The 25,685-nt window shown below is 65.5% G+C and carries 28 protein-coding genes and 1 tRNA gene; 21 read left to right on the top strand and 8 right to left on the bottom strand.

Annotated features, from left to right (window positions below):
• Window positions 1-122: 122 nt before the first annotated feature.
• Window positions 123-629, top strand: a complete 507-nt coding sequence (locus tag P0Y59_23615; GenBank protein ID WEJ99849.1) for a hypothetical protein — start codon at window positions 123-125, stop codon at window positions 627-629.
• 12 nt (window positions 630-641) lie between these two features.
• On the opposite strand, the gene P0Y59_23610 is transcribed toward P0Y59_23615, so the two are convergent.
• Entirely contained in the window at window positions 642-2,411 is a 1,770-nt protein-coding gene (locus P0Y59_23610) for a methyl-accepting chemotaxis protein (GenBank protein ID WEJ99848.1), read from the bottom strand.
• A 206-nt stretch (window positions 2,412-2,617) separates the two neighbouring features.
• On the opposite strand from P0Y59_23610, the gene P0Y59_23605 reads away from it, so the two are divergent.
• The 6 genes from P0Y59_23605 (at window position 2,618) to P0Y59_23580 (ending at window position 8,255) form a co-directional block, all read left to right on the top strand.
• Window positions 2,618-3,082 carry a hypothetical protein gene (locus tag P0Y59_23605; protein ID WEJ99847.1) on the top strand — a complete coding sequence of 155 codons (465 nt, stop codon included), beginning with the start codon at window positions 2,618-2,620 and terminating at the stop codon, window positions 3,080-3,082.
• A 150-nt stretch (window positions 3,083-3,232) separates the two neighbouring features.
• Window positions 3,233-3,787, top strand: coding sequence for a F0F1 ATP synthase subunit delta (locus P0Y59_23600; GenBank protein ID WEJ99846.1), 555 nt, complete (start codon window positions 3,233-3,235; stop codon window positions 3,785-3,787).
• 2 nt (window positions 3,788-3,789) lie between these two features.
• The gene (atpA, locus tag P0Y59_23595; protein WEJ99845.1) at window positions 3,790-5,319 is read left to right on the top strand and encodes a F0F1 ATP synthase subunit alpha; all 1,530 of its coding nucleotides are present in this window, start codon (window positions 3,790-3,792) and stop codon (window positions 5,317-5,319) included.
• Window positions 5,320-5,451: 132 nt separating this feature from the next.
• Complete coding sequence (locus tag P0Y59_23590; GenBank protein WEJ99844.1) at window positions 5,452-6,330, top strand: F0F1 ATP synthase subunit gamma; 879 nt, start codon at window positions 5,452-5,454, stop codon at window positions 6,328-6,330.
• 24 nt (window positions 6,331-6,354) lie between these two features.
• A complete protein-coding gene (gene atpD / locus P0Y59_23585) occupies window positions 6,355-7,887 on the top strand; it encodes a F0F1 ATP synthase subunit beta (GenBank protein ID WEJ99843.1) in 1,533 nt (510 codons plus the stop codon).
• A 116-nt stretch (window positions 7,888-8,003) separates the two neighbouring features.
• Complete coding sequence (locus P0Y59_23580; protein ID WEJ99842.1) at window positions 8,004-8,255, top strand: ATP synthase F1 subunit epsilon; 252 nt, start codon at window positions 8,004-8,006, stop codon at window positions 8,253-8,255.
• 15 nt (window positions 8,256-8,270) lie between these two features.
• Here the strand turns inward: P0Y59_23580 and P0Y59_23575 are convergent, their stop codons facing one another.
• Entirely contained in the window at window positions 8,271-8,756 is a 486-nt protein-coding gene (locus tag P0Y59_23575) for a DUF6265 family protein (protein ID WEJ99841.1), read from the bottom strand.
• An 87-nt stretch (window positions 8,757-8,843) separates the two neighbouring features.
• Here P0Y59_23575 and P0Y59_23570 point away from each other — a divergent pair, with 87 nt between their 5' ends.
• The 4 genes from P0Y59_23570 (at window position 8,844) to P0Y59_23555 (ending at window position 13,268) form a co-directional block, all read left to right on the top strand.
• Window positions 8,844-9,575: a helix-turn-helix transcriptional regulator gene (locus P0Y59_23570; protein WEJ99840.1), complete on the top strand. Its 732-nt coding sequence runs from the start codon at window positions 8,844-8,846 to the stop codon at window positions 9,573-9,575.
• A 93-nt stretch (window positions 9,576-9,668) separates the two neighbouring features.
• Window positions 9,669-11,198, top strand: coding sequence for a CpaF family protein (locus P0Y59_23565; protein WEJ99839.1), 1,530 nt, complete (start codon window positions 9,669-9,671; stop codon window positions 11,196-11,198).
• A 322-nt stretch (window positions 11,199-11,520) separates the two neighbouring features.
• Window positions 11,521-12,036, top strand: coding sequence for a hypothetical protein (locus tag P0Y59_23560; protein WEJ99838.1), 516 nt, complete (start codon window positions 11,521-11,523; stop codon window positions 12,034-12,036).
• A 71-nt stretch (window positions 12,037-12,107) separates the two neighbouring features.
• Window positions 12,108-13,268 (top strand): aspartyl protease family protein, encoded by a 1,161-nt coding sequence (locus P0Y59_23555; protein WEJ99837.1) that lies wholly within the window; start codon window positions 12,108-12,110, stop codon window positions 13,266-13,268.
• Between the two features lie 4 nt (window positions 13,269-13,272).
• Here the strand turns inward: P0Y59_23555 and P0Y59_23550 are convergent, their stop codons facing one another.
• Together P0Y59_23550 and phaR are read right to left on the bottom strand one after the other, a co-directional pair.
• Window positions 13,273-13,458, bottom strand: a complete 186-nt coding sequence (locus P0Y59_23550) for a hypothetical protein (GenBank protein WEJ99836.1) — start codon at window positions 13,456-13,458, stop codon at window positions 13,273-13,275.
• Between the two features lie 9 nt (window positions 13,459-13,467).
• Complete coding sequence (gene phaR / locus P0Y59_23545) at window positions 13,468-14,025, bottom strand: polyhydroxyalkanoate synthesis repressor PhaR (protein WEJ99835.1); 558 nt, start codon at window positions 14,023-14,025, stop codon at window positions 13,468-13,470.
• A 95-nt stretch (window positions 14,026-14,120) separates the two neighbouring features.
• On the opposite strand from phaR, the gene P0Y59_23540 reads away from it, so the two are divergent.
• The 5 genes from P0Y59_23540 to P0Y59_23520 all read left to right on the top strand — a co-directional run bounded on the left by P0Y59_23540 (window position 14,121) and on the right by P0Y59_23520 (window position 18,216).
• Complete coding sequence (locus P0Y59_23540; GenBank protein ID WEJ99834.1) at window positions 14,121-15,125, top strand: alpha/beta hydrolase; 1,005 nt, start codon at window positions 14,121-14,123, stop codon at window positions 15,123-15,125.
• A 34-nt stretch (window positions 15,126-15,159) separates the two neighbouring features.
• Window positions 15,160-16,332, top strand: coding sequence for an acetyl-CoA C-acetyltransferase (locus P0Y59_23535; protein ID WEJ99833.1), 1,173 nt, complete (start codon window positions 15,160-15,162; stop codon window positions 16,330-16,332).
• A gap of 122 nt (window positions 16,333-16,454) precedes the next feature.
• Window positions 16,455-17,063: a hypothetical protein gene (locus P0Y59_23530; GenBank protein WEJ99832.1), complete on the top strand. Its 609-nt coding sequence runs from the start codon at window positions 16,455-16,457 to the stop codon at window positions 17,061-17,063.
• Window positions 17,063-17,281, top strand: coding sequence for a helix-turn-helix transcriptional regulator (locus P0Y59_23525; protein WEJ99831.1), 219 nt, complete (start codon window positions 17,063-17,065; stop codon window positions 17,279-17,281). The genes P0Y59_23530 and P0Y59_23525 overlap by 1 nt, the downstream gene beginning before the upstream one ends.
• Before the next feature lie 50 nt (window positions 17,282-17,331).
• The gene (locus tag P0Y59_23520) at window positions 17,332-18,216 is read left to right on the top strand and encodes a retroviral-like aspartic protease family protein (protein WEJ99830.1); all 885 of its coding nucleotides are present in this window, start codon (window positions 17,332-17,334) and stop codon (window positions 18,214-18,216) included.
• Between the two features lie 40 nt (window positions 18,217-18,256).
• Here P0Y59_23520 and alr read toward each other — a convergent pair whose 3' ends face one another.
• Both alr and P0Y59_23510 read right to left on the bottom strand, forming a co-directional pair.
• Window positions 18,257-19,279, bottom strand: a complete 1,023-nt coding sequence (gene alr / locus P0Y59_23515) for an alanine racemase (protein ID WEJ99829.1) — start codon at window positions 19,277-19,279, stop codon at window positions 18,257-18,259.
• A 186-nt stretch (window positions 19,280-19,465) separates the two neighbouring features.
• Window positions 19,466-21,088 carry an MFS transporter gene (locus tag P0Y59_23510; GenBank protein ID WEJ99828.1) on the bottom strand — a complete coding sequence of 541 codons (1,623 nt, stop codon included), beginning with the start codon at window positions 21,086-21,088 and terminating at the stop codon, window positions 19,466-19,468.
• A 122-nt stretch (window positions 21,089-21,210) separates the two neighbouring features.
• On the opposite strand from P0Y59_23510, the gene P0Y59_23505 reads away from it, so the two are divergent.
• The 4 genes from P0Y59_23505 (at window position 21,211) to P0Y59_23490 (ending at window position 23,780) form a co-directional block, all read left to right on the top strand.
• Window positions 21,211-21,831, top strand: a complete 621-nt coding sequence (locus P0Y59_23505) for a hypothetical protein (protein WEJ99827.1) — start codon at window positions 21,211-21,213, stop codon at window positions 21,829-21,831.
• Between the two features lie 149 nt (window positions 21,832-21,980).
• Window positions 21,981-22,283, top strand: coding sequence for a hypothetical protein (locus P0Y59_23500; GenBank protein ID WEJ99826.1), 303 nt, complete (start codon window positions 21,981-21,983; stop codon window positions 22,281-22,283).
• A gap of 92 nt (window positions 22,284-22,375) precedes the next feature.
• Window positions 22,376-23,074 carry a hypothetical protein gene (locus P0Y59_23495; protein WEJ99825.1) on the top strand — a complete coding sequence of 233 codons (699 nt, stop codon included), beginning with the start codon at window positions 22,376-22,378 and terminating at the stop codon, window positions 23,072-23,074.
• Between the two features lie 421 nt (window positions 23,075-23,495).
• Complete coding sequence (locus P0Y59_23490; protein WEJ99824.1) at window positions 23,496-23,780, top strand: hypothetical protein; 285 nt, start codon at window positions 23,496-23,498, stop codon at window positions 23,778-23,780.
• Between the two features lie 42 nt (window positions 23,781-23,822).
• On the opposite strand, the gene P0Y59_23485 is transcribed toward P0Y59_23490, so the two are convergent.
• Both P0Y59_23485 and P0Y59_23480 read right to left on the bottom strand, forming a co-directional pair.
• Window positions 23,823-23,897: transfer RNA gene (locus tag P0Y59_23485), tRNA-Val, on the bottom strand.
• A 69-nt stretch (window positions 23,898-23,966) separates the two neighbouring features.
• The gene (locus tag P0Y59_23480) at window positions 23,967-24,344 is read right to left on the bottom strand and encodes a response regulator (protein ID WEJ99823.1); all 378 of its coding nucleotides are present in this window, start codon (window positions 24,342-24,344) and stop codon (window positions 23,967-23,969) included.
• A gap of 135 nt (window positions 24,345-24,479) precedes the next feature.
• On the opposite strand from P0Y59_23480, the gene P0Y59_23475 reads away from it, so the two are divergent.
• Window positions 24,480-25,337, top strand: a complete 858-nt coding sequence (locus P0Y59_23475; protein ID WEJ99822.1) for an N-formylglutamate amidohydrolase — start codon at window positions 24,480-24,482, stop codon at window positions 25,335-25,337.
• The last annotated feature ends 348 nt before the right edge of the window (window positions 25,338-25,685 follow it).

Genomic DNA, 25,685 nt, shown 5'->3' with positions numbered 1-25,685 from the left:
CCATCTTACCATGGAAGGTAAGGCGATCCACGGACCCAATCCACGCCATGCACTTGATCAGCGGACGTCTCACGTTCATCATCAACCTCCCCGGGGGGCCCATTATCATGCATTCGCGGAGATTGAAGATCGCTGCCCTGACTCTCACCGCACTCGGGTTGGCGGCGTCAGGCGGCTGCGAAAGCCGGGAAGCCACCGCTCGGCGAACTGCCTCGGGAATCGCGTCGGAGACAGCGAAGTTGCAGCGCGATGCGGAAACGGCGTGCCTGTGCGAGCGCCGACGCGGAGCGGCGGGAAAAGGGACATGTTGGACCAGCTTCGAAAACGCGATGGCAGCAAGGCACGCCGAAGAAACAGGAGCCTCCCTGTGCGCGCCCATTTCCACCGAATCGCGGGAATGGTCGGATAACCAGGGCCAGCATTCGGTCATCTTGCGATATTACACTGTCGGGACAAGCACGCAGATGACCCTCTGCACCGTTTCCGAAGCCAGAACCTTCGAACACGCAATGAACAATGCCTGGAGCAAAAGGTCCGAGGCTGCGGTGAAGGACGCAGAAAAGCTCGCGCGTGCAATGGTCAGTGGCCAGCAATTCACTGCCGTTCCCGGCAAGCCGACCTGCGGATAACGCCCCGGCCAATTACGCCACCCGAACGTCGTCCATCAGGCGATTGATCCGGGTGCGCAGCGTTTCGACGCCGCCGGCGACTGCCTCCGCCGTGCGCGCCACATTCTCGGCGCCGCGGCGCGAGCGTTCGGCGCGCTCGTACAAAAGCTGCATGTTGGTCGCCGCGTCGGCCGTGCCGCCCTCTACCTCGGCGATGGCGGCTGCGATACGACGAGTCATGTCGCGCTGCTGCTCCACCGCGCCGGCGACATTGGCGGCGGAGCGATCGAGATCCGCCGCGAGCGAATCGACTGACTGGATCGTCTCAAGCACGGTATCGCTCGCGTGCGAAACCGCGGCGAGACGGGATTCAATCCGGCCCGCAGCGGCCTGGGTCTGGCGCGCGAGGCCCTTCACCTCGTCGGCGACCACGGCAAAGCCACGCCCGGCGTCGCCAGCGCGCGCCGCCTCGATCGTCGCATTCAGCGCGAGCAGGTTGGTCTGTCCGGCAACGGCGGAGATCAGGTCGAGCACCCCGGCGATCTCGCCGACCAGCACGCCAAGCGATTCGGCATGCGCCCGGCCTTCGAGGGTGCGCGCCCGGACATGGGCAGCGCCGGTCTTCGATTCATGCGCCTCGTCGCTGATTCGCTCGATCGCCTCCGCCAGTGCCGCGCCCGACTGAGCAATGGTGCGTGCGCTCGACGCGCTCTGTTCTGCCAACGCGGCGGTCGCGAGCGCGTGATGCTCGGTCGTTCCCGCCTCGTCGGACATCGCGTTCGCCGTCTCACGCAAGGCGGGGCCAGCCGAGATGAGTTCATGGACGACCAGGCTCGCCTCGCGCTCGAACACCGCGAACAGCGCATCGAGATCGGCCGCGCGTTTCGCACGCGCCTCATGTTCGGCAACCTGGCGGCGGTGGAGCGCTTCATTGGCGCGGTGCGATTCCTCGCTCAGGCGCCGCGCATCGCCGGATCGCGTGCGCGCAAAGGCCAGCGCGCGGGCAATCTCGCCAATCTCGTCAGCGCGGTCGAGGCCGGGGATCGGCGTATCGTCGCGCTCCAGCGTGATATCGCTGGTCGCCACCGCGATCCGCGCGAGCGGCTGCTCGATCCTAAGAGTCAGCATGCGCATGCCCCACCAGCCGATCAGCGCGGCGAGCAACGTCACGAAGGCGACCATGAGATACGCCGTCGCGAACCCCCGTTCGAGCGTCGCCCGCTCGCGCGCGGCATCAGTGCGCAGATCGTCGACCAGGCCGTTGCTGGCGACGGTCAGCGGATCGATCGCCGCATAGAGCGCGCCGCTGACGAAGAAATCGAGCTGATCGAGGTGACGGCCGCGCAGCAGATCCAGCAACCGCTCGATCGCCGCATCGGCGCCGCGGCGTGCATCGGAAACCTGCGCGATGGCGATACTGCGCCGTTGATCGGGCGCGTGGCTGGCGAAGGACTGCCAACTCGTTCGAATGGTGGCGCGCGCAGCCTCGATCACGCTGATCGCGCTTTCCGGCGAGAGATTGCCGCTCTGCACTTTCTGCGCGGTGAGCAGGGCAGTGATATAGCTGTCGTTAACCCGTTGAAGCTCGCCGATCGGATAGAGCCGGTCGAGCACCAGCGAGCGAACGCCGTGACTGGTGCTGAGCGTCGTGCCGATCAGCGCGACGGCGAGCAGCGCCTGGATGCCGAGCAGGCTCCAGACGATACGGCGAAGCTGGGAGCGGATGCTGCCACCACCCGGTCCTCGCCGCGCGATGCGGTGTTTAAAGGCCGAAAGGGCGGCGGCGATATCTGGGCGAGGCATGGCCGGGCTATGAGGACCAAGACGCAAACGCGTGGTTAACCGATTGTTACGGTTATATGAAATCGGAAAAGAAACATCGGCGGAACGTGGCTGCGAGCCCGGCTTGCGCACGCCTCTACCCATCTGCACAATCCATACGCTGCAGCGATGGCCTGCGGACGGGGGAAAACGTCAAAATGCGGAAAGTCCTGATCTGGGGCGCTCTGATGGCTATTGTCCTCGTGACGGCCATTATCTGGTACGGGACCGCAGGCTGGTTCGAGCGCAGGGCACTTCGTAAACAGGCGGTTGCATCCTGTTTATGCGAACGACGCGCGGGCTCGAACGGTAAGCAGGCATGCTGGTCAGCGTTCGAAAAGGCGATCGCGCCAAAACATGCAAAGAGTACGGCCGGCAACAAGACGTTCTGCGGCTTCGTATCCCCGGGCTATCGCTTCTGGAAGGAAGGCGACGCCGACTATGAGGTGATCACGCACTATCGTGCCGCCGGTCCGAACGGGAAAATCGTGACGCTGTGCACAAGGGCAGAAGCGGACAAGGTCGAAGAAGCAATGGAAAAGGACCTTGATGGCCCCGCAGGCCGCGTCAGCGCAGCTACACTCAAAATGGCTGAAGATATCTCGCTTGGACGACCGATCGGCGGAAGTTCCCCATGGTCATCCTGCCTGTAATCCGGAAGTCGCCATTCAGGCCCGCTCGACGGACTCGGGTTGCATCCCGTGCAACCCGATGCTAACCGCGCGGCGACCCATCAGGGGGGCCGATTCCGGCCTCCCTTTTCGTATGGGTCGCAAACAGTTTCAAACGAGGATTTCGATCGCGTGGAGACATCCGGCGGTATTCAAGCAAGCTTAAGCGGTCGCTACGCCACCGCGCTCTTCGAGCTTGCCCGCGATTCAAAGACGATCGACGCCGTCGAGGCGAGCCTGGCACAGGTGCGCGCCGCGCTGGAGCAGTCGGACGAGTTCGCCCGGCTGGTCGCGAGCCCGCTGGTGAGCCGCCAGGATGCGGCCAAAGCGGTTGCCGCAACGGCGACCGTGCTTGGCGTCGACGGCACGACGAAGAACTTCCTCGGCGTGCTGGCGGAGAATCGCCGCCTGCCGCAGTTGCCCGCGATCATCCGCGCGTTCCGCGCGCTCGCCGCCAGCCATCGCGGCGAGACGACCGCTGAGGTCACCTCGGCGCATCCGCTTTCCGCACCCCAGGTCGACGCGCTGAAGCAGCAGCTTCGCACCCGGATCGGCCGTGACGTTTCCGTCGACCTGTCGGTCGATCCCACGCTGCTTGGCGGGCTGGTCGTCAAGATCGGCTCGCAGATGATCGATTCGTCGATCAAGACCCGTCTCAATACCCTCGCGCACGCGATGAAAGGCTGACAATGGATATCCGCGCCGCTGAAATCTCGAAGGTCATCAAGGACCAGATCGCTTCGTTCGGTACCGAGGCCCAGGTCTCCGAAACCGGCCAGGTGCTGTCGGTCGGCGACGGCATCGCGCGCATCCACGGGCTGGACAACGTCCAGGCCGGCGAGATGGTCGAATTCTCGAACGGCGTGCAGGGCATGGCGCTCAACCTCGAGGCCGATAATGTCGGCGTCGTGATTTTCGGCTCTGACGCCGAGATCAAGGAAGGCGACGTCGTCAAGCGGACCGGCACGATCGTCGACGTCCCCGTCGGCAAGGGCCTGCTCGGCCGCGTGGTCGACGGCCTCGGCAATCCGATCGACGGCAAGGGCCCGATCGTTTCCGACAAGCGCAGCCGCGTCGAAGTGAAGGCACCGGGCATCATCCCGCGTACCTCGGTCCACGAGCCAGTGCAGACCGGCCTGAAGGCGATCGACGCCCTCGTCCCCGTCGGCCGTGGCCAGCGCGAGCTGATCATCGGCGATCGCCAGACCGGCAAGTCGGCCGTCGCGATCGACACCTTCATCAACCAGAAGACGGTCAACGCCGGCGACGACGAGTCGAAGAAGCTCTATTGCATCTATGTCGCGGTCGGCCAGAAGCGCTCGACCGTCGCGCAGCTCGTCCGCACGCTGACCGAGCAGGGTGCGATGGAATATTCCATCGTCGTCGCCGCCACCGCGTCCGACCCCGCCCCGCTTCAGTTCCTCGCGCCGTACACCGGCACCGCGATGGGCGAGTATTTCCGTGACAACGGCATGCACGCGCTGATCGTGTTCGACGATCTGTCGAAGCAGGCAGTCGCCTATCGCCAGATGTCGCTGCTGCTGCGCCGCCCGCCGGGCCGCGAAGCCTATCCGGGCGACGTGTTCTATCTCCACTCGCGCCTGCTCGAGCGCGCGGCGAAGATGAACAAGGACAATGGCTCGGGCTCGCTCACCGCGCTGCCGATCATCGAGACCCAGGCCGGCGACGTGTCGGCGTACATCCCGACCAACGTGATTTCGATCACCGACGGCCAGATCTTCCTTGAAACCGACCTGTTCTTCGCCGGCATCCGCCCGGCGATCAACGTCGGCCTCTCGGTCAGCCGCGTCGGTTCCGCCGCACAGACCAAGGCGATGAAGAAGGTGTCGGGCTCGATCAAGCTGGAGCTCGCCCAGTATCGCGAGATGGCCGCCTTCGCCCAGTTCGGTTCGGACCTCGACGCCTCGACCCAGAAGCTGCTCAACCGCGGCGCACGCCTGACCGAGCTGCTCAAGCAGGCCCAGTTCAGCCCGCTGCCCTTCGAGGAGCAGACCGCGTCGATCTTCGCCGGCACCAATGGCTATCTGGACGCCGTCGCCGTTCAGGATGTCGTCCGCTACGAAGCCGCGATGCTCGCCGATCTGCGCGCGAACCATGCCGATGTGCTCGGCCTGATCCGCGATACCAAGGATCTGGGTGACGAGGCCAAGGGCAAGCTCAAGGCTGCGCTCGACGCTTTTGCCAAGACGTTTGCGTAATAACGGACACACATATCCGTCACCCCGGACTTGTTCCAGGGTCCACCGGGCAACAGACCTGAGCGCTGGTGGATGAGTGGATGCCGGAACAAGTCCGGCATGACGGAAGAAGGGAAGCGGTAACGGACTGACATGGCATCTCTGAAGGCCCTCAAGATCCGCATCGGCTCGGTGAAGTCGACGCAGAAGATCACCAAGGCGATGAAGATGGTCGCCGCCGCGAAGCTGCGCCGTGCGCAGGAAGCGGCCGTCGCCGGCCGCCCCTATGCCGAGCGGCTGGAAAAGGTGATGGCGAGCCTCGCCGCCAAGGTGAGCCTCAGCGAATCATCGCCGAAGCTGCTCGCCGGCACGGGCAAGGACCAGGTCCACCTGCTGATCGTCGCGACTTCCGAGCGCGGCCTCGCGGGTGCGTTCAACTCCAACATCGTCCGTGCGGCTCGCCGCAAGGCCGAGGAGCTGATCACCGCCGGCAAGACGGTGAAGATCTACATCGCCGGCAAGAAGGGCCGCGTGCTGCGCCGCTTCTATCCGAAGCTGATCGTCGCCGACCATGAGATGGGCCATATCAAGAAGGTCGCCTTCACCGATGCGCGCGAGATCGCCGATGACGTGATCGCCCGCTTCGAGGCCGGCGAGTTCGACATCGCCCATCTGTTCTACGCCCGCTTCCAGTCGGCGCTGGTCCAGGAACCGGTTGGCCGCCAGATCATTCCGGTCGCGATTGACGTCAATGCCGCCCCGGTGGCCGATGGCGGTGCCGCCGTCGAGTATGAGCCGGACGAGGAATCGATCCTGGCCGACCTGCTGCCGCGCAACGTGGCGATCCAGATATTCCGTGCGCTGCTCGAAAACGCAGCATCGGAACAGGGCAGCCGCATGACCGCGATGGACAACGCCACGCGCAATGCGGGCGACATGATCAACAAGCTGACGATCCAGTACAACCGCACCCGCCAGGCCGCGATCACCACGGAACTGGTCGAAATCATCTCTGGCGCCGAAGCGCTCTAAGCAGTTCGAAGCAAGGAAAGAACGATGGCAACCGCAGCCCCGACCACCAAGAAGCCTGCCGTGAAGCGCGCGCCCAAGGCAGCCGCTCCGGAGACGACGGCCACCGCGACTGTCGCGACGACCAACAATGTCGGCCGCATCAGCCAGGTGATCGGCGCCGTCGTCGACGTCGCCTTCCCGCAAGGCAGCCTGCCGGCGATCCTTTCGGCGCTCGAAACCGATAACAACGGCAACCGCCTCGTCCTCGAGGTTGCGCAGCATCTCGGCGAGAACACCGTCCGCACCATCGCGATGGACGCGACCGAGGGCCTGACCCGCGGCCAGACCGTGACCGACACCGGCTCGCAGATCCGCGTGCCGGTCGGCCCGAAGACGCTCGGCCGAATCCTGAACGTGATCGGCGAACCGATCGACGAGCGTGGCCCGGTCGGCCACACCGAAACCGCCCCGATCCACGCATCGGCGCCGCTGTTCGTCGACCAGTCGACCGAGAGCGCCATTCTGGTGACCGGCATCAAGGTCATCGACCTGCTCGCCCCGTACGCGAAGGGCGGCAAGATCGGCCTGTTCGGCGGCGCCGGCGTGGGCAAGACCGTGCTCATCCAGGAACTGATCAACAACATCGCCAAGGGCCATGGCGGCACCTCGGTGTTCGCGGGCGTTGGCGAGCGTACCCGTGAGGGCAACGATCTCTACCACGAGTTCCTCGACGCTGGCGTCATCGCCAAGGATGCCGACGGCAATCCGCAGTCCGAGGGTTCGAAGGTCGCGCTGGTATATGGCCAGATGAACGAGCCGCCGGGCGCCCGCGCCCGCGTCGCGCTGTCGGGCCTGACGATCGCCGAATATTTCCGCGACGTCGAAGGCCAGGACGTGCTGTTCTTCGTCGACAATATCTTCCGCTTCACCCAGGCGGGTTCGGAAGTGTCGGCGCTGCTCGGCCGTATTCCTTCGGCCGTGGGCTATCAGCCGACCCTGTCGACCGACATGGGCGCGCTGCAGGAGCGAATCACCTCGACCAACAAGGGTTCGATCACCTCGGTGCAGGCCATCTACGTGCCTGCCGACGATCTTACCGATCCGGCACCGGCGACCTCCTTCGCCCATCTCGACGCGACGACCGTGCTCAACCGCGCGATCTCGGAGCTGGGCATCTACCCGGCGGTCGATCCGCTCGACTCCACCTCGCGCGTGCTCGAGCCGCGCGTCGTCGGCCAGGAGCATTACGAGACCGCCCGCGCCGTTCAGTCGACCCTGCAGAAGTACAAGTCGCTTCAGGACATCATCGCCATCCTGGGCATGGACGAGCTGTCGGAAGACGATCGCCTGACCGTGTCGCGCGCCCGGAAAATCCAGAAGTTCCTGTCGCAGCCGTTCCACGTCGCCGAGGTCTTCACCGGCATTTCGGGCAAGTTCGTGCAGCTCGAGGATACCGTGAAGAGCTTCAAGGCAGTGGTCGACGGTGAGTATGATCACCTGCCCGAGAGCGCTTTCTACATGGTCGGCGGCATCGAGGAAGCGATCGCCAAGGCCGAGAAGATGGCGCAGGACGCGTAAGGACCAAAAGCCCCTCCCCTTCAGGGGAGGGGTTGGGGTGGGGCCTGACCCGCACAGGGTCGCTACCACTCCCCCACCCCCTGCCCCTCCCCTGAAGGGGAGGGGGGAGAGATAGAATGCTGCACTTCGAACTCGTCACTCCCGAAAAGCTCGTCCGTTCCGAGGACGTGTACATGGTCGTCGTCCCCGGCTCCGAGGGCGATTTCGGCGTGCTCGAAGGACATGCGCCGATCATGTCGACGATCCGCGACGGCGCGCTGTCGATCTATCGTACCGAAAAGGGCGAGCCCGAGACGATCGCCATCGAGGGCGGCTTCGCCGAGGTCAGCGCCGCCGGCCTGACCGTTCTCGCCGAGCGCGCTGCCTGACTCTGCCGCCCCGGCTCATCGCATCGCGCTGTAATGCCAGCGCACCGCCCTGCTGCCGTCCAACAGTGAAATTTCCGCGTTAAGCGCAGCGCCGTCGCGCCAGTATCGGATGCGCTGCGGATAATCATGCGCCGGGTTGGCGAACACGATCTCCGTCGCGCCGCGCGATGCCATCGGGAAGGCGACACGCACCCCTCCATGCGGTGATGCCCAATAGACCAGCTTGCCCGACGAATCCGGCAGCATCTGATTGGCTTCCCAGGATGTGATGGTCGCCCCGCCGCCGCTGCGGCCGGAACCAAGCATCGTGCCGGCACGCGGCGCCGTCCAGCATTCCTCGGTCCATTTCGGCCCATCCTGCTGGATCCAGCAACCCGCCATCCATTCGGGAGGCCCTTCCGCCAGCGCGGATTGCTGCGCGACCGCAACGCCTCCGCAGAGGGCAATCGCGGTGCCTCCGCACAGGGCAACCGCCGTCATCAGCATCATCATGCGGCGCATCTCTTCCTCCCTCATTCACTCGATGGCTGACGATATCCGGGAAGCCGGGTGCTGGCTTGAACCAACGCGACATGGAATAACAGGGTCGTGGACTATGCCGAGCAGCCCTTGCCGCCGGAGCTTGACGGGCTTGTCGCCGCGATCTGGACGATCGCAGCAAACGGCCATCGCGACGACTGGATCGAGCAGAACGCCACGCCCGATGGCTGCATCGAGCTCATCCGGCGGACCGAAGGCCGATCGGTCTGGGGCGAGGAACAGCCACCACTGTTCGCGACCGGATTGAACCTGGTGCCGGTACGGTTCCGCATGAGCGGCGACGCCCGATTCATCGGGATCAGGCTCTGGCCCTGGGCATGGGCGATGCTGAGCGACATGCCCTGCCCCGATTTTGCCGGGAGATGGATCGCCATCGACCACGACACTGTGGCTGCATCGCTGCTCGCCGACCCCGACAAGGTCGTCTCCCGGCTGATCCAGGCTTTTGCCGGGACGGCACCGCACCCGATCGCGGCGCACACACTCCCGGCGACCAGCGTCGCGGATATCGCCTGGGCCAGCGGCCGCACGCATCGCACCGTGCAGCGCTGGTTCGAGCGCGAGGTCGGCCTGCCGCCGCGCAGCTATCTCCGGCTGATCCGTTTCCGCCGAACGATGGCCGATCTCGCCGGGCCGACGGACAGCTTGGCGGACCAGGCGGCGCGGCACGGCTTTGCCGACCAGTCGCATATGGCGCGCGACTTCCGCCTGCTCGCGCGGACGGCGCCGCGTACCGCGCGCATGACGGCGAAGGGCCCTTTCCTCGACGGCAAGGACTGACGCCGGGAGCGATCCGGCCCGGGCATCCTTTGGTTAGTCAATTATCAAGCCTTGGGCGGTACGCCTGTCCCCGAGCATGAGGGATCTATCGGCATGAGTGCATTTGGGCGTCGTCCGGGAGTGGCCAACGGGCCCGGGGCCCGTCCCGCGTTCGGCGTTGCCCGCCCGATGCAGGGTGGCGGCGCGGCACCGCGCGAGATCGAAACCGGCGGCGAGCAGTTTCCGCCCCTGACCAACTTCCCGATCCCCGGCGAACCCGAATCGCCTCCGGCGGGCAACCCGAACAATGCGGAAGCGCTCGCGCGGCTCGCCGACCGGCAGAACGCCTCGGGCGAGGCCGGCAGCAGCAAGGTCGAGGGTTTCGAGGCATCGATCCACAAGATCAAGGAACAGGTGCTGCCGCGCCTGCTCGAACGAGTCGATCCCGAAGCGGCCGCGACGCTCAACAAGGACGAGCTGGCCGAGGAATTCCGCCCGATCATCGGCGAGGTTCTCGCCGAGCTGAAGCTGACGCTCAACCGCCGCGAACAGTTCGCGCTGGAAAAGGTGCTGGTCGACGAATTGCTCGGTCTCGGGCCGCTCGAGGAGCTGCTGGCCGATCCGAACATCTCGGACATCATGGTCAACGGCCCCGAACAGACCTTCGTCGAGCGCAAGGGCCGGCTGGAACTGGCGCATATCCAGTTCCGCGACGAGGAGCATCTGTTCCAGATCGCGCAGCGAATCTGCAACTCGGTCGGCCGCCGGGTCGACCAGACCACGCCATTGGCCGACGCGCGCCTCAAGGACGGGTCCCGCGTCAACGTGATCGTGCCGCCGCTGTCCCTGCGCGGCACCGCGATCTCGATTCGTAAATTCTCCGCCAAGCCGATCACGCTCGACATGATGGCCGGTTTCGGATCGATGAGCCCGAAAATGGCGACCGCGCTGAAGATTGCGGGCGCCTGCCGCTTCAACGTCGTGATCTCCGGCGGTACCGGTTCGGGCAAGACGACGATGCTCAACGCCCTGTCGAAGATGATCGACCCGGGCGAGCGCGTGCTGACGATCGAGGACGCGGCCGAGCTCCGCCTGCAGCAGCCGCACTGGCTGCCGCTCGAAACCCGGCCGGCCAATCTGGAGGGCCAGGGCGAGATCAGCATCCGCGATCTCGTGAAGAACGCGCTGCGTATGCGCCCGGATCGAATCATCCTCGGCGAAATCCGCGGCAGCGAGTGTTTCGACATGCTCGCCGCCATGAACACGGGTCACGACGGCTCGATGTGTACGCTCCACGCCAACTCCCCGCGCGAGGCACTCGCCCGTATGGAGAACATGGTGATGATGTCCGACATCAAGGTGCCGAAGGAGGCGATCAGCCGCCAGATCGCCGATTCGGTCGAGATGATCATCCAGGTGAAGCGCCTGCGCGACGGTTCGCGCCGCGTGACCAACGTGACCGAGGTGATCGGCATGGAAGGCCCGGTGATCGTCACCCAGGAGCTGTTCAAGTTCGAATATCTCGACGAGAGCGCCGACGGGAAGATCATCGGCGAGTATCGCTCGATGGGCCTGCGGCCGTACACGCTGGAAAAGGCCCGGCAGTTCGGATTCGACCAGGCCTATCTCGAGGCGTGCCTCTGACCTGCCCCTTCTCCCGCCCGGAGCAGGCCACTCAATGCGTCGATCGCGATAGCTGAAAGCGGCATTCCATTTTGATGTCGACTGTCGGCCTCTGCTAATCGAGCATGGACACCAACGGCCGCGAAACCGGATGCTGCCCGGAGACCCATGTCCCCATGGACCGAACCGATCTTCCGGAAGCGTATGGACATTCCTCACCTGCTTGGATATCGGGCACTCACTTCGCCGCGCCCGGGCGCGGCCGGACAATTTCCCTACCGCAGATCAATGAGCGCAGTCGTCGTGACATGCGCAATCCGAGCCTGTGGCGTGGGAATCCGACATGAAGAAGATCAACCTTCGCGCAGATTGCGCAAGCTGCTCTGCGCTATGCTGCATGGCTCTCGCCTTCGACCGATCAAGCCTGTTCGCCATCGACAAGGCCGCCGGCGAGGCATGTCCTCATCTCGACGAATGTGGAGCATGCCTTATCCACCGCGAGCGCGCCGAGCGCGGGTTTGCCGGTTGCATCACCTTTGACTGCCTGGGCGCAGGGCAGCGGGCGACACAGTTTTTCTCCGGGGGCAGCAACTGGCGGAAGGATCCGTCGCTTGTCGAGCCCGTGTCCCGGGCGTTCGGCCAGTTGCTACGCGCGCACGAATCTCTCTCCCTCCTCGATCTGGCGGAGGCGCTCGATATTTCCGCGGCTGAGCGAGATGTTCTGGCGGAGCTGCGCGCGGCTCTCGAAGATGCAGGGATCAACGGCCGCGAAATTGCTGCCGTCCAGTCGCGGATCGACACGTTCCTGAAGAGCCTCAACGGCTATGTCAGCGAAGGAACGGCGTGCCTTCCGCATTGAGTGAATAGCGGGGCGCCGTTCACTCAATGCTCCTCTCCCGCCGGGAGCGGGGTTTTGGTATCGCTGAGCCGATGCGCTGTCTGGCCGGTCTCCTCCTGTCGCTCCTGGCCGTGCCGGCGGCCGCGCAGAAGGCTGCGCCCCAGCCGATCCTCACTCTCGCCGTCGACACCGAGGCCCGGTGGGTGCCGTTCGAGCTGACGCCACAGGACCAGATCCGCTTCACGCTGAACCTCGACGGCAGGCCAGTGACGGCGATCCTCGACACGGCGGTCAGCGTCACCGCGGTTTCGCGCGCCTATGCCGGCCGGACGAAACTCAGGACTCGCGGCGACGGCAGCGCCGCGGCGATCGGCGGCAGCGTCGGGATCGAATGGGCCGACATCGGTTCCATCGCGCTTGGCGGTCTGCGCCGCACCGGCGGCAGCGTGGCGGTGCTCGATCTGGCGCAGGCGGCGATCGGCGGCGATGCCGGTGTCGAGATGCTGGTCGGCATCGACATGGTCGGCGGCTATGCGCTCGATATCGACTATCCCGCGCGGCGGTTCCGCCTGCTGCAATCCGGGCGCCAGCCCTTCCAGGGCGCCAGCGCTCCGCTGCGCGTCGGGACCGACCTCAGCTTCTACCTGACGGAGATGTGGCTGGACGGGCTTCGCCTTCGCCCCATGGTGATCGACACCGGCGACGGCGGCACGGTCACCCTTTCGAGCGAAGCCTGGAGGACGCGAGGCCGGGCCGGGACGCGGATGACCTCGACGATGAGCCATGGCCTGGCCGGCCCCGTCGTCACCGACCTGACGATTCTGCCCGAACTCCGGCTGGGCACGCTCGCCGCGCGGGACGTCCCGCTGAACATCGAGCGGGCGGATGGCTATTCGAGCAGGATCGGCGTGGCGGGACGGATCGGGTCGGGCCTGCTCAAACGGTATCATATACTGCTCGACCCCAAAGCGGGGCACATGATCCTCGCCCCCGGCCCGGAGGCGGCGATGGTGCCCCCGCGATCGACCAGCGGCCTGCTGGTCGAGGCGCGCGACGGGGTGCTGGTCGTGCTGCATGTCATGAAGGGCGGGCCGGGCGAATCAGCCGGGTGGCGCGCGGGGGAGCGGATCTGCTCGGTCGACGGCGAATCCCCGCCGACGGGCGACTGGCTGGCGGGAGAGCCGGGACGGACGGTGACGCTTGGACTGTGCGGCGGCGGCATGCGGCGGCTGACGCTGGCGGCCTTCTATTGAAAGCTCAGATATTGACGGCGACGCTGACCAGGATCGCGGTGGCGATCAGCGCGAGCACCTGGACGGTCGGCCAGTCGACGACGCCGATCGAATCGAGATCGATGCGCCGCTTGCGCCGCCGGTCGCCAAGGCCGGCGGCAATCGCCAGGGCGAGCGTTCCGCCCGCGCCGATCCAGAACCCCGTCGCCATCGCGAAGGATCAGTCGCCGAGCTTCTCGATCTTTTCGTGAAGGCGGCTGAGCTCAGCCTTGAGCGCGGCGATCTCCTCGTCCTTCGTCGCGGCCGGGGCTGAAGCCTCGCCGGCTTTCGTCGCGGCGGGCTTGAATGCCTGGGTCGCCGCCTCGAACATCGCCATGTTGCGCTTGGCGAGATCAGCGAAGGGCGAGTTGGCGAAGGCGCCCTCGACCGCCGACTTGAACTGTTCCTGGTTGCGGCGGAAGCTGTCCATCGACGCCTCCAGATAGCCGGGCACCATCTGCTGCATCGAATCGCCGTACATGGCGATGAGCTGGCGCAGGAAGTTCACCGGGAGCATGGTCTGCCCGCGCGATTCCTCCTCCATGATGATCTGGGTGAGGATATTGTGCGTGATGTCCTCTTCGCTCTTGGCGTCGACGACCTTGAAATCGCGGCCTTCGCGAGTCATCGCGGCAAGGTGCTCAAGCGTGATGTAGGACGAGGTCTCGGTGTTATAGAGACGCCGGTTAGCGTATTTCTTGATGATCACCGGGCCGTCGCCCACATTCTGCTTCTTCATGAAGAAGGCTCCCGACCCCTGTGTTTGACCCTTCTGTATCACCCTTTCATACCGCACCGCAACACGGTCCGCGACCCCTGCCGCTGTTCCTCGACATGCTGCGCAACGAGACCGCAGCATCGCCCGAACGGCGCGCGACGGCGCTGGCCGGGCTGCGCGCCTATCAGCAGGCGCCGCGCGGCCGGACGCGGCGGCTGGCGCGGGTGCGCTTCCGCAAGGGGCGCGTGCGCCTGCGCGATTACGGCGCGAAGGGAAGCACCGAGCGGGCGGTGATCGTCATCCCGTCGCTGATCAATCCGCCCTTCATCCTCGACCTGATGCCAGAGATATCGCTGATGCGATGGCTCGCGATCCAGGGATTCAGGCCGTTCCTGCTCGACTGGGGCAGCCCCGGGCCGGCGGAGCGGAGCATGGACGTGACCGCCCATGTCGAGCGGCTGCTTCTCCCGCTGATCGCCAGGTTCGAGCAGCCGCCGGTGCTTGCCGGCTATTGCCTGGGCGGGACGATCGCGATGGCGGCCGCCTGCACGGTGCCCGTCGGCGGGCTGGCGATGATCGCCGCCCCGTGGCGCTTCTCCGGCTTCGGCGCTGCAGCACGCGGCGATATCGCCGACCTGTGGCGCGCCGCACAACCGGCCTGCGAGGCGATGGGGCTGGTGCCGATGGAGGTGCTGCAGGCCGGATTCTGGCGGCTCGACCCGGCGCGCACGATCGCCAAGTATGAGGCATTCGCCGCGATGGAGCCGGGCAGCGCCGCCGCGCGATCCTTCGTCGCGATGGAGGACTGGGCAAATGCCGGCGCGCCCCTGCCCTATGCCGCAGGACGGCAGATGTTCGACGACTTCATCGACGCCGACCTGCCCGGAACCGGTCGCTGGTCAGTCGCGGGCGGCATCGTCGATCCGGCGAGCCTCGCCTGCCCGGCGGTCGACTTCGTCTCGATGACCGACCGCATCGTCCCGGCCCGGAGCGCGGCCGACCTGCCAGACCGGCGCGACCTGGGCGCGGGCCATGTCGGCATGATCGTCGGGCGCGGCGGGCGGACTCAATTATGGGAGCCGCTGGCGGACTGGCTAAGCGCGATTCCCGGCACTAGATAGCGCCCAAACCATTCCCCAGAGGAGCGTCTACGTCATGCAGGACATCGTCATCACCGCCGCCAAGCGCACGCCGGTCGGCAGCTTCCTCGGTGCGTTCGGGTCGACGCCAGCGCATGAGCTTGGCCGGGTCGCGATCGAGGCAGCGCTCGCACAGGCCGGTGTCGAGGCGGGCGACGTGTCCGAGGTGATCCTTGGCCAGGTGCTGACCGCGGCGCAGGGGCAGAACCCGGCGCGCCAGGCATCGATGGCGGCGGGCGTGCCCAAGGAGATCCCGGCCTGGGGCGTCAACCAGGTTTGCGGATCGGGCCTGCGCGCGGTCGCGCTGGCGGCGCAGGCGATCCAGACCGGCGATTCGCGGATCGTCGTCGCGGGCGGACAGGAATCCATGTCGCTCTCCACTCATGCGCAGAACCTGCGCGGCGGGACGAAGATGGGCAATCTCGCGCTGGTCGACACGATGATCAGCGACGGCCTGACCGATGCGTTCAACAATTACCACATGGGCATCACGGCCGAGAATCTGGCCGAACAGTACCAGGTGACGCGCGAGATGCAGGACGTGTTCGCGGTCCGCTCGCAGAACCTCGCCGACGCGGCCCGCTCCTCGGGCCGGTTCAGGGACGAGATCGTTCCCGTCACGATCAAGGGCCGCAAGGGCGACACGATCGTGGCCGACGACGAATATATCCGCGCCGGCGTGACCCTGGAGAGCCTGTCGGGCCTTCGCCCGGCGTTCAAGAAGGACGGCACCGTCACCGCTGCCAACGCCTCCGGCCTGAACGACGGCGCAGCGGCGCTGGTGGTCATGAGCCGCGACGAAGCCGAGAAGCGCGGCAGCCCGATCCTGGCGCGGATCGCGAGCTGGGCCTCGGCCGGCGTCGATCCGTCGATCATGGGCATCGGCCCGGTGCCGGCGACTCGCCGCGCACTGGAAAAGGCTGGCTGGACCCTCGCCGATCTTGACCTGATCGAGGCGAACGAGGCGTTCGCGGCGCAGGCGCTGTCGGTCGGCAAGGAGCTCGGCTGGGATGCCGACAAGGTCAACGTCAATGGCGGCGCGATCGCGATCGGCCACCCGATCGGCGCGAGCGGCGCGCGCGTGCTGACCACCCTGCTCTACGAGATGGCCAAACGCGACGCGAAGAAGGGTCTCGCCACGCTCTGCATCGGCGGTGGCATGGGCATCGCCCTCTGCGTGGAACGGTAGGAGATACGCGCCGGCCGATATGATCTCGGCCGGCGCGTTCGCGCTGGCGCAACATCGATCATCAGCAATTAATTATTGCCATACGATAATTATCGTCTCATATTACCTCCAACGGAGGTGGTATGAGTCGGATGAACAACGGCAATGATCCCGCCAGCGATGGCCTGACGCCAAGCATGAAGCTCGCGCGACGCGGGCGAATCTTCTTCGCGATCGCCTGTGCCTGCATGATGGTCATGGCAGCCGCGGCGACCGTGCAGATCCTCCTGCTTCTCCTGCGGGACGGGCAGTATGCGGGACTGTTGAATGGCGGTTTCGCCTTTGTCCTCCCCGGTGACGACGCGTCGAACCTACCGGCCGATTTCGTCCCGATCTCCCATTTCGCCGTCTGGCAATCGATGCTTGCCGCGGGCCTGCTGACCCTTCGCCTCGTTCCCGGCCTGATCATCCTCGCCAGCCTGATCGGGCTGTTCCGCCTCTATGCGCGGCAACTGGTCTTCACCGCCCGGAACGAAGCCCATCTCCATCGCATCGCATGGGCGCTCATTGGATATGCCGTCGTTCCCCTGATCACTCATGCCGCCCTGTACGTGGCGGGCATGAGCACCGTGGCGATAAAGCTGGAACTGCGACAGCTCGACGCAGCGGTGCTCGGCATTCTTCTCTTCGCGTTCGTTCACGTAGTCGCCTTCGGCTCGGAAATCGATCGCGATCGGGCCGGCTTCGTCTGATGCCCATCGTGGTCCGCCTCGACGTGATGCTGGCAAAGCGCAAGATGCGGTCGAACGAACTCGCCCGCGCGATCGGCGTCACGGAAGCGAACTTGTCCCTGCTGAAATCAGGCAAGGTGAAGGGCGTTCGCTTCGAAACCCTTGAGGCAATCTGCCATCATCTCGAGTGCCAGCCCGGCGACCTGCTGGAATTCGATCCGGGCGCGGCGGAGACATAGATTTTCGGCAAGGTCGCCGCGCCAACCATCATCACTATTGGAGAAAATCAATGCGTCCGATTTCGGCGATTGCCGCGTCATGCCTGCTGCTCAGCACCCATGCCAGTTCGTCCGTCCCGCTCACGCCGGCGGGCAACGGGCACCTCGTCGTCCCGGCCTTCGTCAACGGCAAGGGTACCGTGCCTTTCATCCTCGACACCGGCGCCGACGGATCGCACGTCTATGACTGGTTCGCGAAGCAGCAGGGCCTCCCGCCCGGCATGGCGATCAGCGTCGAAGGAATGACCGGGGCGACGATGATGGCGACCTATCGGCTCGACAGCATCGCGGTCGACGGGCGCGTCATCCGGAATGTGCAGGTCTCCGGACTTCCGGACCGGAAGGATGCCGAGATCGTGGCCGGCGTCACGGGCAACGACCTGATGGACGGATCGATCGCGACGTTCGACCTTCCCTGCCGGACCGTCACGTTAACGCCCAAGTCAACATCGATACGCACGATTCTCCACTCGCGAGCCGCCGTCATCCATGGGGGATCGGTCGTCGACGGGACTCAGCTTACTTTCCCGGTCACCATCAACGGGGTCGTGGGAACCGCCGTCCTCGATACCGGGTCGCGCGGCACGCAGATCAACCCGCTGTTCGCCCGCGCGGCCGGCCTGGGCGCCGGCTTCGGCCCCGGCGAAACGCTCTACGGCGCGGCATCGAGCGCGATCGAGACGCGCGAAGGCAAGGTGGACATATCCTTCGACAACCGCACGGCAAAGGACGTCACGGTGCGGATTGCCGACCTGTCAGTGTTCGAGAGTTTCGGCATCGGCGACCGGCCCGCGATGATTTTCGGCATCAACGCGATGCAGGATGTGCGGCTGGTCTATGATCATCAGGACAAGCGCTTCTGGTTCGATCGCTCGCGCTGCAAACGGGCGGGATAAGTTTCAGTCGGGCCCTGCGGAGCGACCAGAGGCAAGCGCCTCAGCCTGTCCAAACCCGCTCGAAGCGGTCACCCAGGCTGGTCAGCAACTCATATTGCGACATGCCCGACTGCGCGGCCGCCTCGGGCAGGGCATAATCGAGCGCGAGCCAGTCGCCCTCCGCCAGCTCGGGTGCAGCGCTGACGTCGACCGCGACCAAGTCCATCGAGACGCGGCCGAGCAGTGGCAGGCGTCTGCCGTCGAGCAGCGCAGCGCCACTGTTCGAGAAGCCCCGGAAATAGCCGTCGGCATAACCAAGGTTGAGGATCGCGACCTGGGTCTCGGCGGGCGCGGTCCAGGTGGCATTGTAGCCGATCGTCTGCCCTGCGGCGACGGTGCGGCGCTGGAGGATCTGTGCCTCGGGCGCCACGACCTGTCGGATCGCGCCGAGTTCGGCCCTTGGAATGCCGCCGTACAAAGCGAGACCGGGCCGGGTCAGGTCGAAGGCATAGTCCGGTCCGAGCGCCACACCGGCTGAATTGGCAAGGCTCATCCGCTTCGCCTGCGTCCGCCCGGCGAGCGCAGCGAAAGCGACGCGCTGGCGCTCGTTCATCGCGACATCTTCATCAGCGCAGGCGAGATGGCTCATCAGCGTCTCGATCTCGAGACCATGGAGCAGCGGCAGATCATCGACCGACAGGCCGAGCCGGTTCATGCCGGTATCGATCATCACGTCGCACGCCCCCCCCCCAGCCGCCTTCCAGCGCGCGACCTGACCGGCACTGTTGAGGATGGGTCGGGCGATCCCCTGCCTCGCCATCATCATATCCTCGTCGCGCACCCCGTGCAGGACCGACACCTGCACACCAAGGGGAGCGAGCGCAGCCGCCTCCGACCAAATCGCCACGAAGAAGTCCCGGCAACCGGCTGCGGCAAGGCGCTTCACGATCTCGACCGCGCCGACACCATAGCCGTTGGCCTTCACCGCCGCACCGCATGCCGCGCTGCCGCTCATCGCGGCGAGGGTGCGCCAATTGTCGGTGAGGGCTGTGCTGTCGAGGCGGAGACGAAGGGGGGCAGTCATGCCCCTGCGGTTAGCGGGCCGACCTGCGCTACGCTAGGCAGGATCGACAAGACCCCGGCGAAGCCGTCTTTCGGCGTTTCCCTTCGACTGGATCAATCCACCGCCATTGGCATCGCCCCGGGGAAGCGACGCCACCGCGCTACACGATGCCGATCGACCACTTCATTCCGCCACGACCTGATCCATTCAATCGGCATTCGCCGTACCAGGCTTGGTCTCGTGCAGGCCGACCGCCGTCACCACCAGCGCCATCGCCACCACCGCGAAGGTGTACCACAGGCCCGCATAGGGATCGCCGGTCCTGGCCACGATATACTGGCCGATGAAGGGCAGGAATCCGCCGAAATAGCCGGTACCGATATGATAGGGGATCGACATCGAGCTGTAGCGGATGCGCGGCGGGAACATCTCCGCCAGCAGCGCGGCGACGGGGCCATAGGTCATGCCCGAAAGAGCACCCATGACGATGATCGCGAGCATGATGACGATGATGCTGCGGACGCCCGGCACGACCTTGTCGAGATTGTAGCCGGCCTCGGTCAGCGCCTTGTCCAGGCCCGCCGGGCTGGTATCGGCCACCGGCACCTGGCCGATCATGACCAGGGTCACCGGCGTATGCGCCTTGGTATAGGCGACGCCCTTCTTCGAGAAATAGTCGAGCAGCTCACCGCATTTGTCGATCTGCTTCGCGGCAAAGGGGTTGTAGTTGCAGGTCGGACCGGAGACGATCACGGGCGCATGACGTGCCGCGCGCGCCAGATCCGGGTTGGCGGCGCTGCCCAGCATCCAGAACATCGGGAAGAGCAGGCACAACGTCATCGCGTAGCCGAGAATGATCGGCGTCTTGCGGCCGACCCGATCGGACAAGCGGCCGAAGAACACGAACCAGAACAGGCTGAGCGTTGCGCCGAAGCCGACGATGAGCTGGGCGGTGGTCGATTCGACCCGCATCGTCGTCTGAAGGAAGGAAAGCACGGTGAAGGTCGCGGTGTACCAGATCACCGTCAGCCCGGCCGAGATGCCGAACAACGCGACGAACAGCCGCCTGAGATTGCCGGGATAGGTGAAGCTCTCCGTAAAGGGGTTCTTCGCCGTCTCGCCCGAGGCCTTCATCGCCTTGAACACCGGACTCTCGTTGAGCTTCAGCCGCATCCACAGCGACACGGCGAGCAGCAGCAGCGAAAAGACGAAGGGGAAGCGCCAGCCCCAGCTTTCCCAGATGGCGGGCGGCATCAGCCCCTTCGACAGGAGCACGACGATCAGGCTGAGGATGAAGCCGCCGACCACGCTTGCCTGGATGAAACTGGTGTAGAAGCCGCTTTTCCCCTTGCCGCTATGCTCGGCGACATAGATCGCCGCCCCGCCATATTCGCCACCGAGCGCCAGCCCCTGCAGGATGCGCAGGCCGATGACGATGAACGGCGCGGCGAGCCCGATCGAGGCGGCCGAGGGCACCAGCCCTACCCCCGCGGTGGCGACGCCCATCAGCGTGATGGTGACGAGGAAGGTATATTTGCGGCCCCATTTGTCGCCGAGAAAACCGAACAGCACCGCACCGAGCGGACGGAAGCCGAAGCCGACCGCGAACACCGCCCAGGCGGCAAGCGTCTGGACCAGCTCATTGCCGGCAGGGAAGAAGACACGGCCGATGATGCCGGACGCGGCGAGCGTGCCGTAGATGAAGAAATCATACCATTCGAAGATCGTGCCGAGCGACGACGCGGTGATGACGAGCTGGATGTCCTTCCGGCTCGGCTCGGGCGTTACGCCCTGTTCGGGCGCCATGTCGGCTGCCGCGGTCGTGGCCATGCTTGCTTCTCCCCTTGGGGGAGACGTTTAGCGGGATATGTGGGGGCGGCAAGATGGGGTTTGGGAGGCGATCGAAACGGGTCGCCAGACCCGCGGGGCTTTGCCATAGCTGGCGGACCGCCATGCGAGGGAATGCCATGCTGAGCGACGCATTGCTTGAGGAGATCGGCGCGCTGCATTCCGGGCCGGATCGCGGCTATCATGGCTGGAGCCATCCGCTCGCGCTGCTCAAACTGCACGACGAGGTCGAGGACCGGCTGCACGACCCGCTCGCGGTGCGATGCGCCATCCTGCTGCACGATGCGATCTATGAGCCGCGGCGGAACGACAATGAGAGCCGCAGCGCGGACCTGACGAAGAAGATGCTGAACGGCGTGGTGCCCGAAGGAACGCTGGGCCGGACGCTCCGGCTGATCGAGGCGACCGCGCGGCATGCGATTCCAGCCGACCTTCCCACGGACGAGGTTGCGGACATGGCGACCTTTCTCGACATGGACCTATCAATCCTCGGGGCCGTACCGGACGTTTTCGACGCTTATGAAGCCGGGGTTCGGCATGAGTATCGCGAGGTGCCGGAAGCGGCCTTCCGGGCCGGGCGTGCGGCCATATTGGAGGGATTTCTGGCACGCGACGCGCTGTATTTCTCCGATTGGGGACGAGCCCGCTTCGAAGCCGCGGCCCGTCGAAATCTGGCACGATCAATCGGCAAGCTGCGGGCGCCGCCCTCGCCTGGTCTTGCCTGATATTATCTTGGGCACCCCAGTTTGAATTCGCGGGATGATCTCGCCTGCGACAACCATTCATCCGACCGGATGCACGGCCGGACAGAAACGATGGAACCAGCGCATACGGCTTCAGTTGCGAGCAGGTCGTAAACCATAGGAAGAACGCGATGTCGCCATCTGTAACGAAAATTGCCCCCGCAGTCGTGATTCTGGCTGGTGCGCTGGGCCTCGGTGGCTGCGCTACCAAAGGGTATGTGAGAGACCAGATCGCTCCTGTGAGCCAGCGCGTCGACGCGCTCGAGACAAGGCTGCAGGCAACTGACGGCACGGCCAAGTCCGCGCTGGCTGAAGCACAGGCCGCGTCCGGGCAGGCGCAGAATAACGGCCAGCGCCTGGATCAACTCAATGCCCGTGTGGATGGCATCGAGCAGCGGATGCAGGAGAATCAGCGGAAGAAGCCACGCAATTGATGCCGCAGGGCAGCCAATGCTAAGCAGACCGTGATGTCCAGCGTCGGCCGCTCCTTTGGGCAGCGGCCATTTCATGTCGAGCGCCTCAATCGATGATCAATACCCTTCTGGCGCTCGCCGGATTTGCGCTGACCGTTTCCGTGCCTGTACAGGCTGCGGACCGGCATCACGCGTCTGAACCAACGCTATCGCAGCCCGGGGCTGCGGAAGATGAAAGCGCGGCGAGCCAGTCGGCTGCGACGACACGCGTTGCCGACTGGATCGCCGCGTCAGGCGATAATGCTTCCCTGCCGTACATCATCATCGACAAGAAGGCCGCCTCCCTCGTTCTGTTCAGCGCCAGGGGAAAATCGCTCGGCAAGGTTCCAGTGCTGATCGGTGTCGCCGTCGGGGACGACGCCAGCCCCGGCATCGGCAGCAAGAATCTTGCCGAGATCGGTCCGGCGGAAAAGACGACGCCCGCGGGGCGCTTCCTCGCAAAATATGGATTGGCCGCCGGAAAGCAAAAAGTGCTCTGGGTCGATTACGCCACCTCCGTGGCGCTCCATCCGATTCCCAAGGGGGCGAGCCCGAAGGAACGGCGGCGCCAGCGGATGCTGTCGCCGACCCCGGACGACAACCGCATCACATTCGGCTGCATCAACGTACCCCTGGCCTTCTACAACAAGAGCGTGCGCCCGCTTTTCCAGAAGAAGGGTGGCTATGTCTATGTGCTGCCCGACACCAAGCCGATCGAGGCGATTTTCCCTCGTTTGCGGGCCCAGCCCTTCATGAATGGCAGCATGCCCTGATCGCCTGGAGCCGCTATCCCGAGGCGAGCGCGATCCGGAAGCAGGTCAGCGGGCCCGGCTTCTCCCGCGAGCCTCTCCCCGCGCGGCGAGGCTGATCGAAAGCCCGCCAGCCGCCCGGCAATGAGCGCCCCGATTGGTTACGACGGCGGTTACGTTGAAAAACGTCGCCTGCGCAATGTTTGTTACGCAAAACTGCGGAATGGGCAGCGGCTACCTCGCCGCCGATCCTGGAATTGACAGACATGACATACCCCGACGCGTTGGGGCCCCGGTCCCGGACGCGCCGCTGGCAGCCTCCGGCAGAGATGGCCCGGTTCATGTCGCCCCCGCGGCGCAATGCGCTCGTGCGCCCGCGTCACGGCGTGGCCAGCGGAACCGCGCCCATGCCCAGGCCGTTGATTCCGACCAAGGCGGTACTGACATGACCGGTTCCCGGGCCCGAACCGACTTCACCTCCCGCATCCTTACGGCACAGGAGCAGCGCGATCGATTCGAGGAAGTGTCGGTCGAATTCGCGAGCGGCGATGCCGAAGCAAGCGACGCCATGCTCGACCTGCTGACCGGCGATGCGATCAAGGAATGGCGGATGCAGGACGCGACCTTCTGGCAGCGGGTGAAGTTCCGCTCGCACATGCTCCGCGCGATCGATCTGGGCGAGCAGCGCAAGACGCCGGGAGCGGTCGAGAAGAAGGCCGGCGGGCGATAAAAAAGCCCGTGAGGTCGTTTCCGACTTCACGGGCTTTTTAAATGGTGGGCGTGGCAAGGATTGAACTTGCGACCCCTGCGATGTCAACACAGTGCTCTACCACTGAGCTACACGCCCACGCGAGTTGGGGGCTCTAGCGAGGGTTATCGGCCCGCGCAAGCCGCCACGCGCTAAATCGTACCGGGATCAGAGTCCCCGGGTCGCATTCTCCATTTCGAACAGGCGATCGACCTCCATCACGAGGTCGCGCAGGTGGAACGGCTTGGAGAGGACTCGGGCCTGCGGCACCGTCTTTCCGGCCTTCAGCGTGACGGCGGCGAAGCCGGTGATGAACATGACGCGCAGGTCGGGGCACATCTCGCCCGCGCGCTGCGCCAGCTCGATGCCGTCCATCTCCGGCATGACGATATCAGTGAGAAGCAGGTCGAAGGTTTCCGATTCGAGCAGCGGAATCGCCGCGGTGCCGCGATCGACCGCGCTGACCGCATAGCCCGAGCGCTCGAGCGCACGCGTCAGATACTCGCGCATCACCCGGTCGTCCTCGGCCAACAATATCCTGATCATCACTGTCCCGCTCAGTCTGTGGCCCCGGTTTATGCGCGAAGCTCTTAAGATTTTCCAGCATCGCCACCACCAACGGCACCTTTCCGGAGCAAACCCCGATTGCGGCAACGGGAGGCGCATCCTAGGTTGGCCGCAATGGCCGACAGCGCCCTTTCCTTCGATCGATACGGTCCGCACGACCCGGCCAGCCCGATCATTCTTTCCGTGCCGCACGCCGGGCGCGACTATCCGCTGGCGTTGCGCGCGGCGCTGCGCGTGCCGGTCGCGGCGCTGACACCATTGGAGGATCGGCACATCGACGCCGTCGCCATCCTGGCGCGCGGCAACGAGACCATGCTGGTGCAACGGGTCGCGCGGGCATGGATCGACCTGAACCGCAGCGAGCAGGAGCGCGATCCGGGCATCGACGACGGCGCCGACCGGCAGGCGATGCCGCAGCAATCAGCGCGGATGCGCGGCGGGCTCGGCCTGGTGCCGCGTCGGGTTTCGGGCGCTGGCGACATCTGGCGGCGACGGCTCGACGGCGACGAGGTGATGGCGCGAATCGAGATGGATCACCGGCCCTATCATGCCGCCCTGACCGAGGCGCTGAAGCGCGCGCGCTCCCGCTTCGGCATCGCGATCCTGCTCGACCTTCATTCAATGCCACCCCTCACGCCTGCACAAGGCGCGGCGCGAATCGTGCTGGGCGATCGTTTCGGACGATCGGCCGCGGCGCGATTCGTCCGCCGGCTTGAGAGCGAGGCCCGGTCAGCCGGGGTCGCGACCGCGCTGAACGCGCCCTATGCCGGCGGCCATATCCTCGACGCGCAGGCGCGGCCACGAGCGGGCATCCATGCGATCCAGATCGAATTCGACCGGTCGCTCTATCTCGATCCGGCGCTCGACGGCCCCGGGGACGGCATGACGGCGATCGCGGCATTGCTGCGGCGGATGATCGATGCCGTGACGGACGAGGCGCTCGCATTGCCCGGCGCGATCGCGGCCGAATAAGCGCAGCTCAAAAAAAACCACCGCGTGCAATGCAGCACGCGGTGGCCAAGGTTCAGGGAGGAGACACACCCGAAGGTGTGCCGCACGGCCCCGCGAAAGGGGGGACACGACGCCGCGCAACACCGATATAGGAGGGCGGTTTTCGCGCTTCAAGGGCGAAAAGAGCCGCTTTGATTATGCTTAGCCGATCATCCGGGATCGCTGGCCGATGCCGAAGGCCAATCGCAGGCCATCAAGGCACCCTGGAGTGCGGGCATCCGATCGGGCGGCGGGAAACGATGCCGCAGCGCCACAATGCAGCGCAGTGCCGTCAGGCGCACGGAAAGACTGGCGGCGGCGGGATTCCGC

The sequence above is a fragment of the Candidatus Sphingomonas phytovorans genome (assembly GCA_029202385.1).
GTDB classification, from domain to species: domain Bacteria; phylum Pseudomonadota; class Alphaproteobacteria; order Sphingomonadales; family Sphingomonadaceae; genus Sphingomonas; species Sphingomonas phytovorans.
The sequence above is the reverse complement of the archived record's forward strand: the minus strand, read 5'-3'. Positions and strand labels throughout refer to the sequence as shown.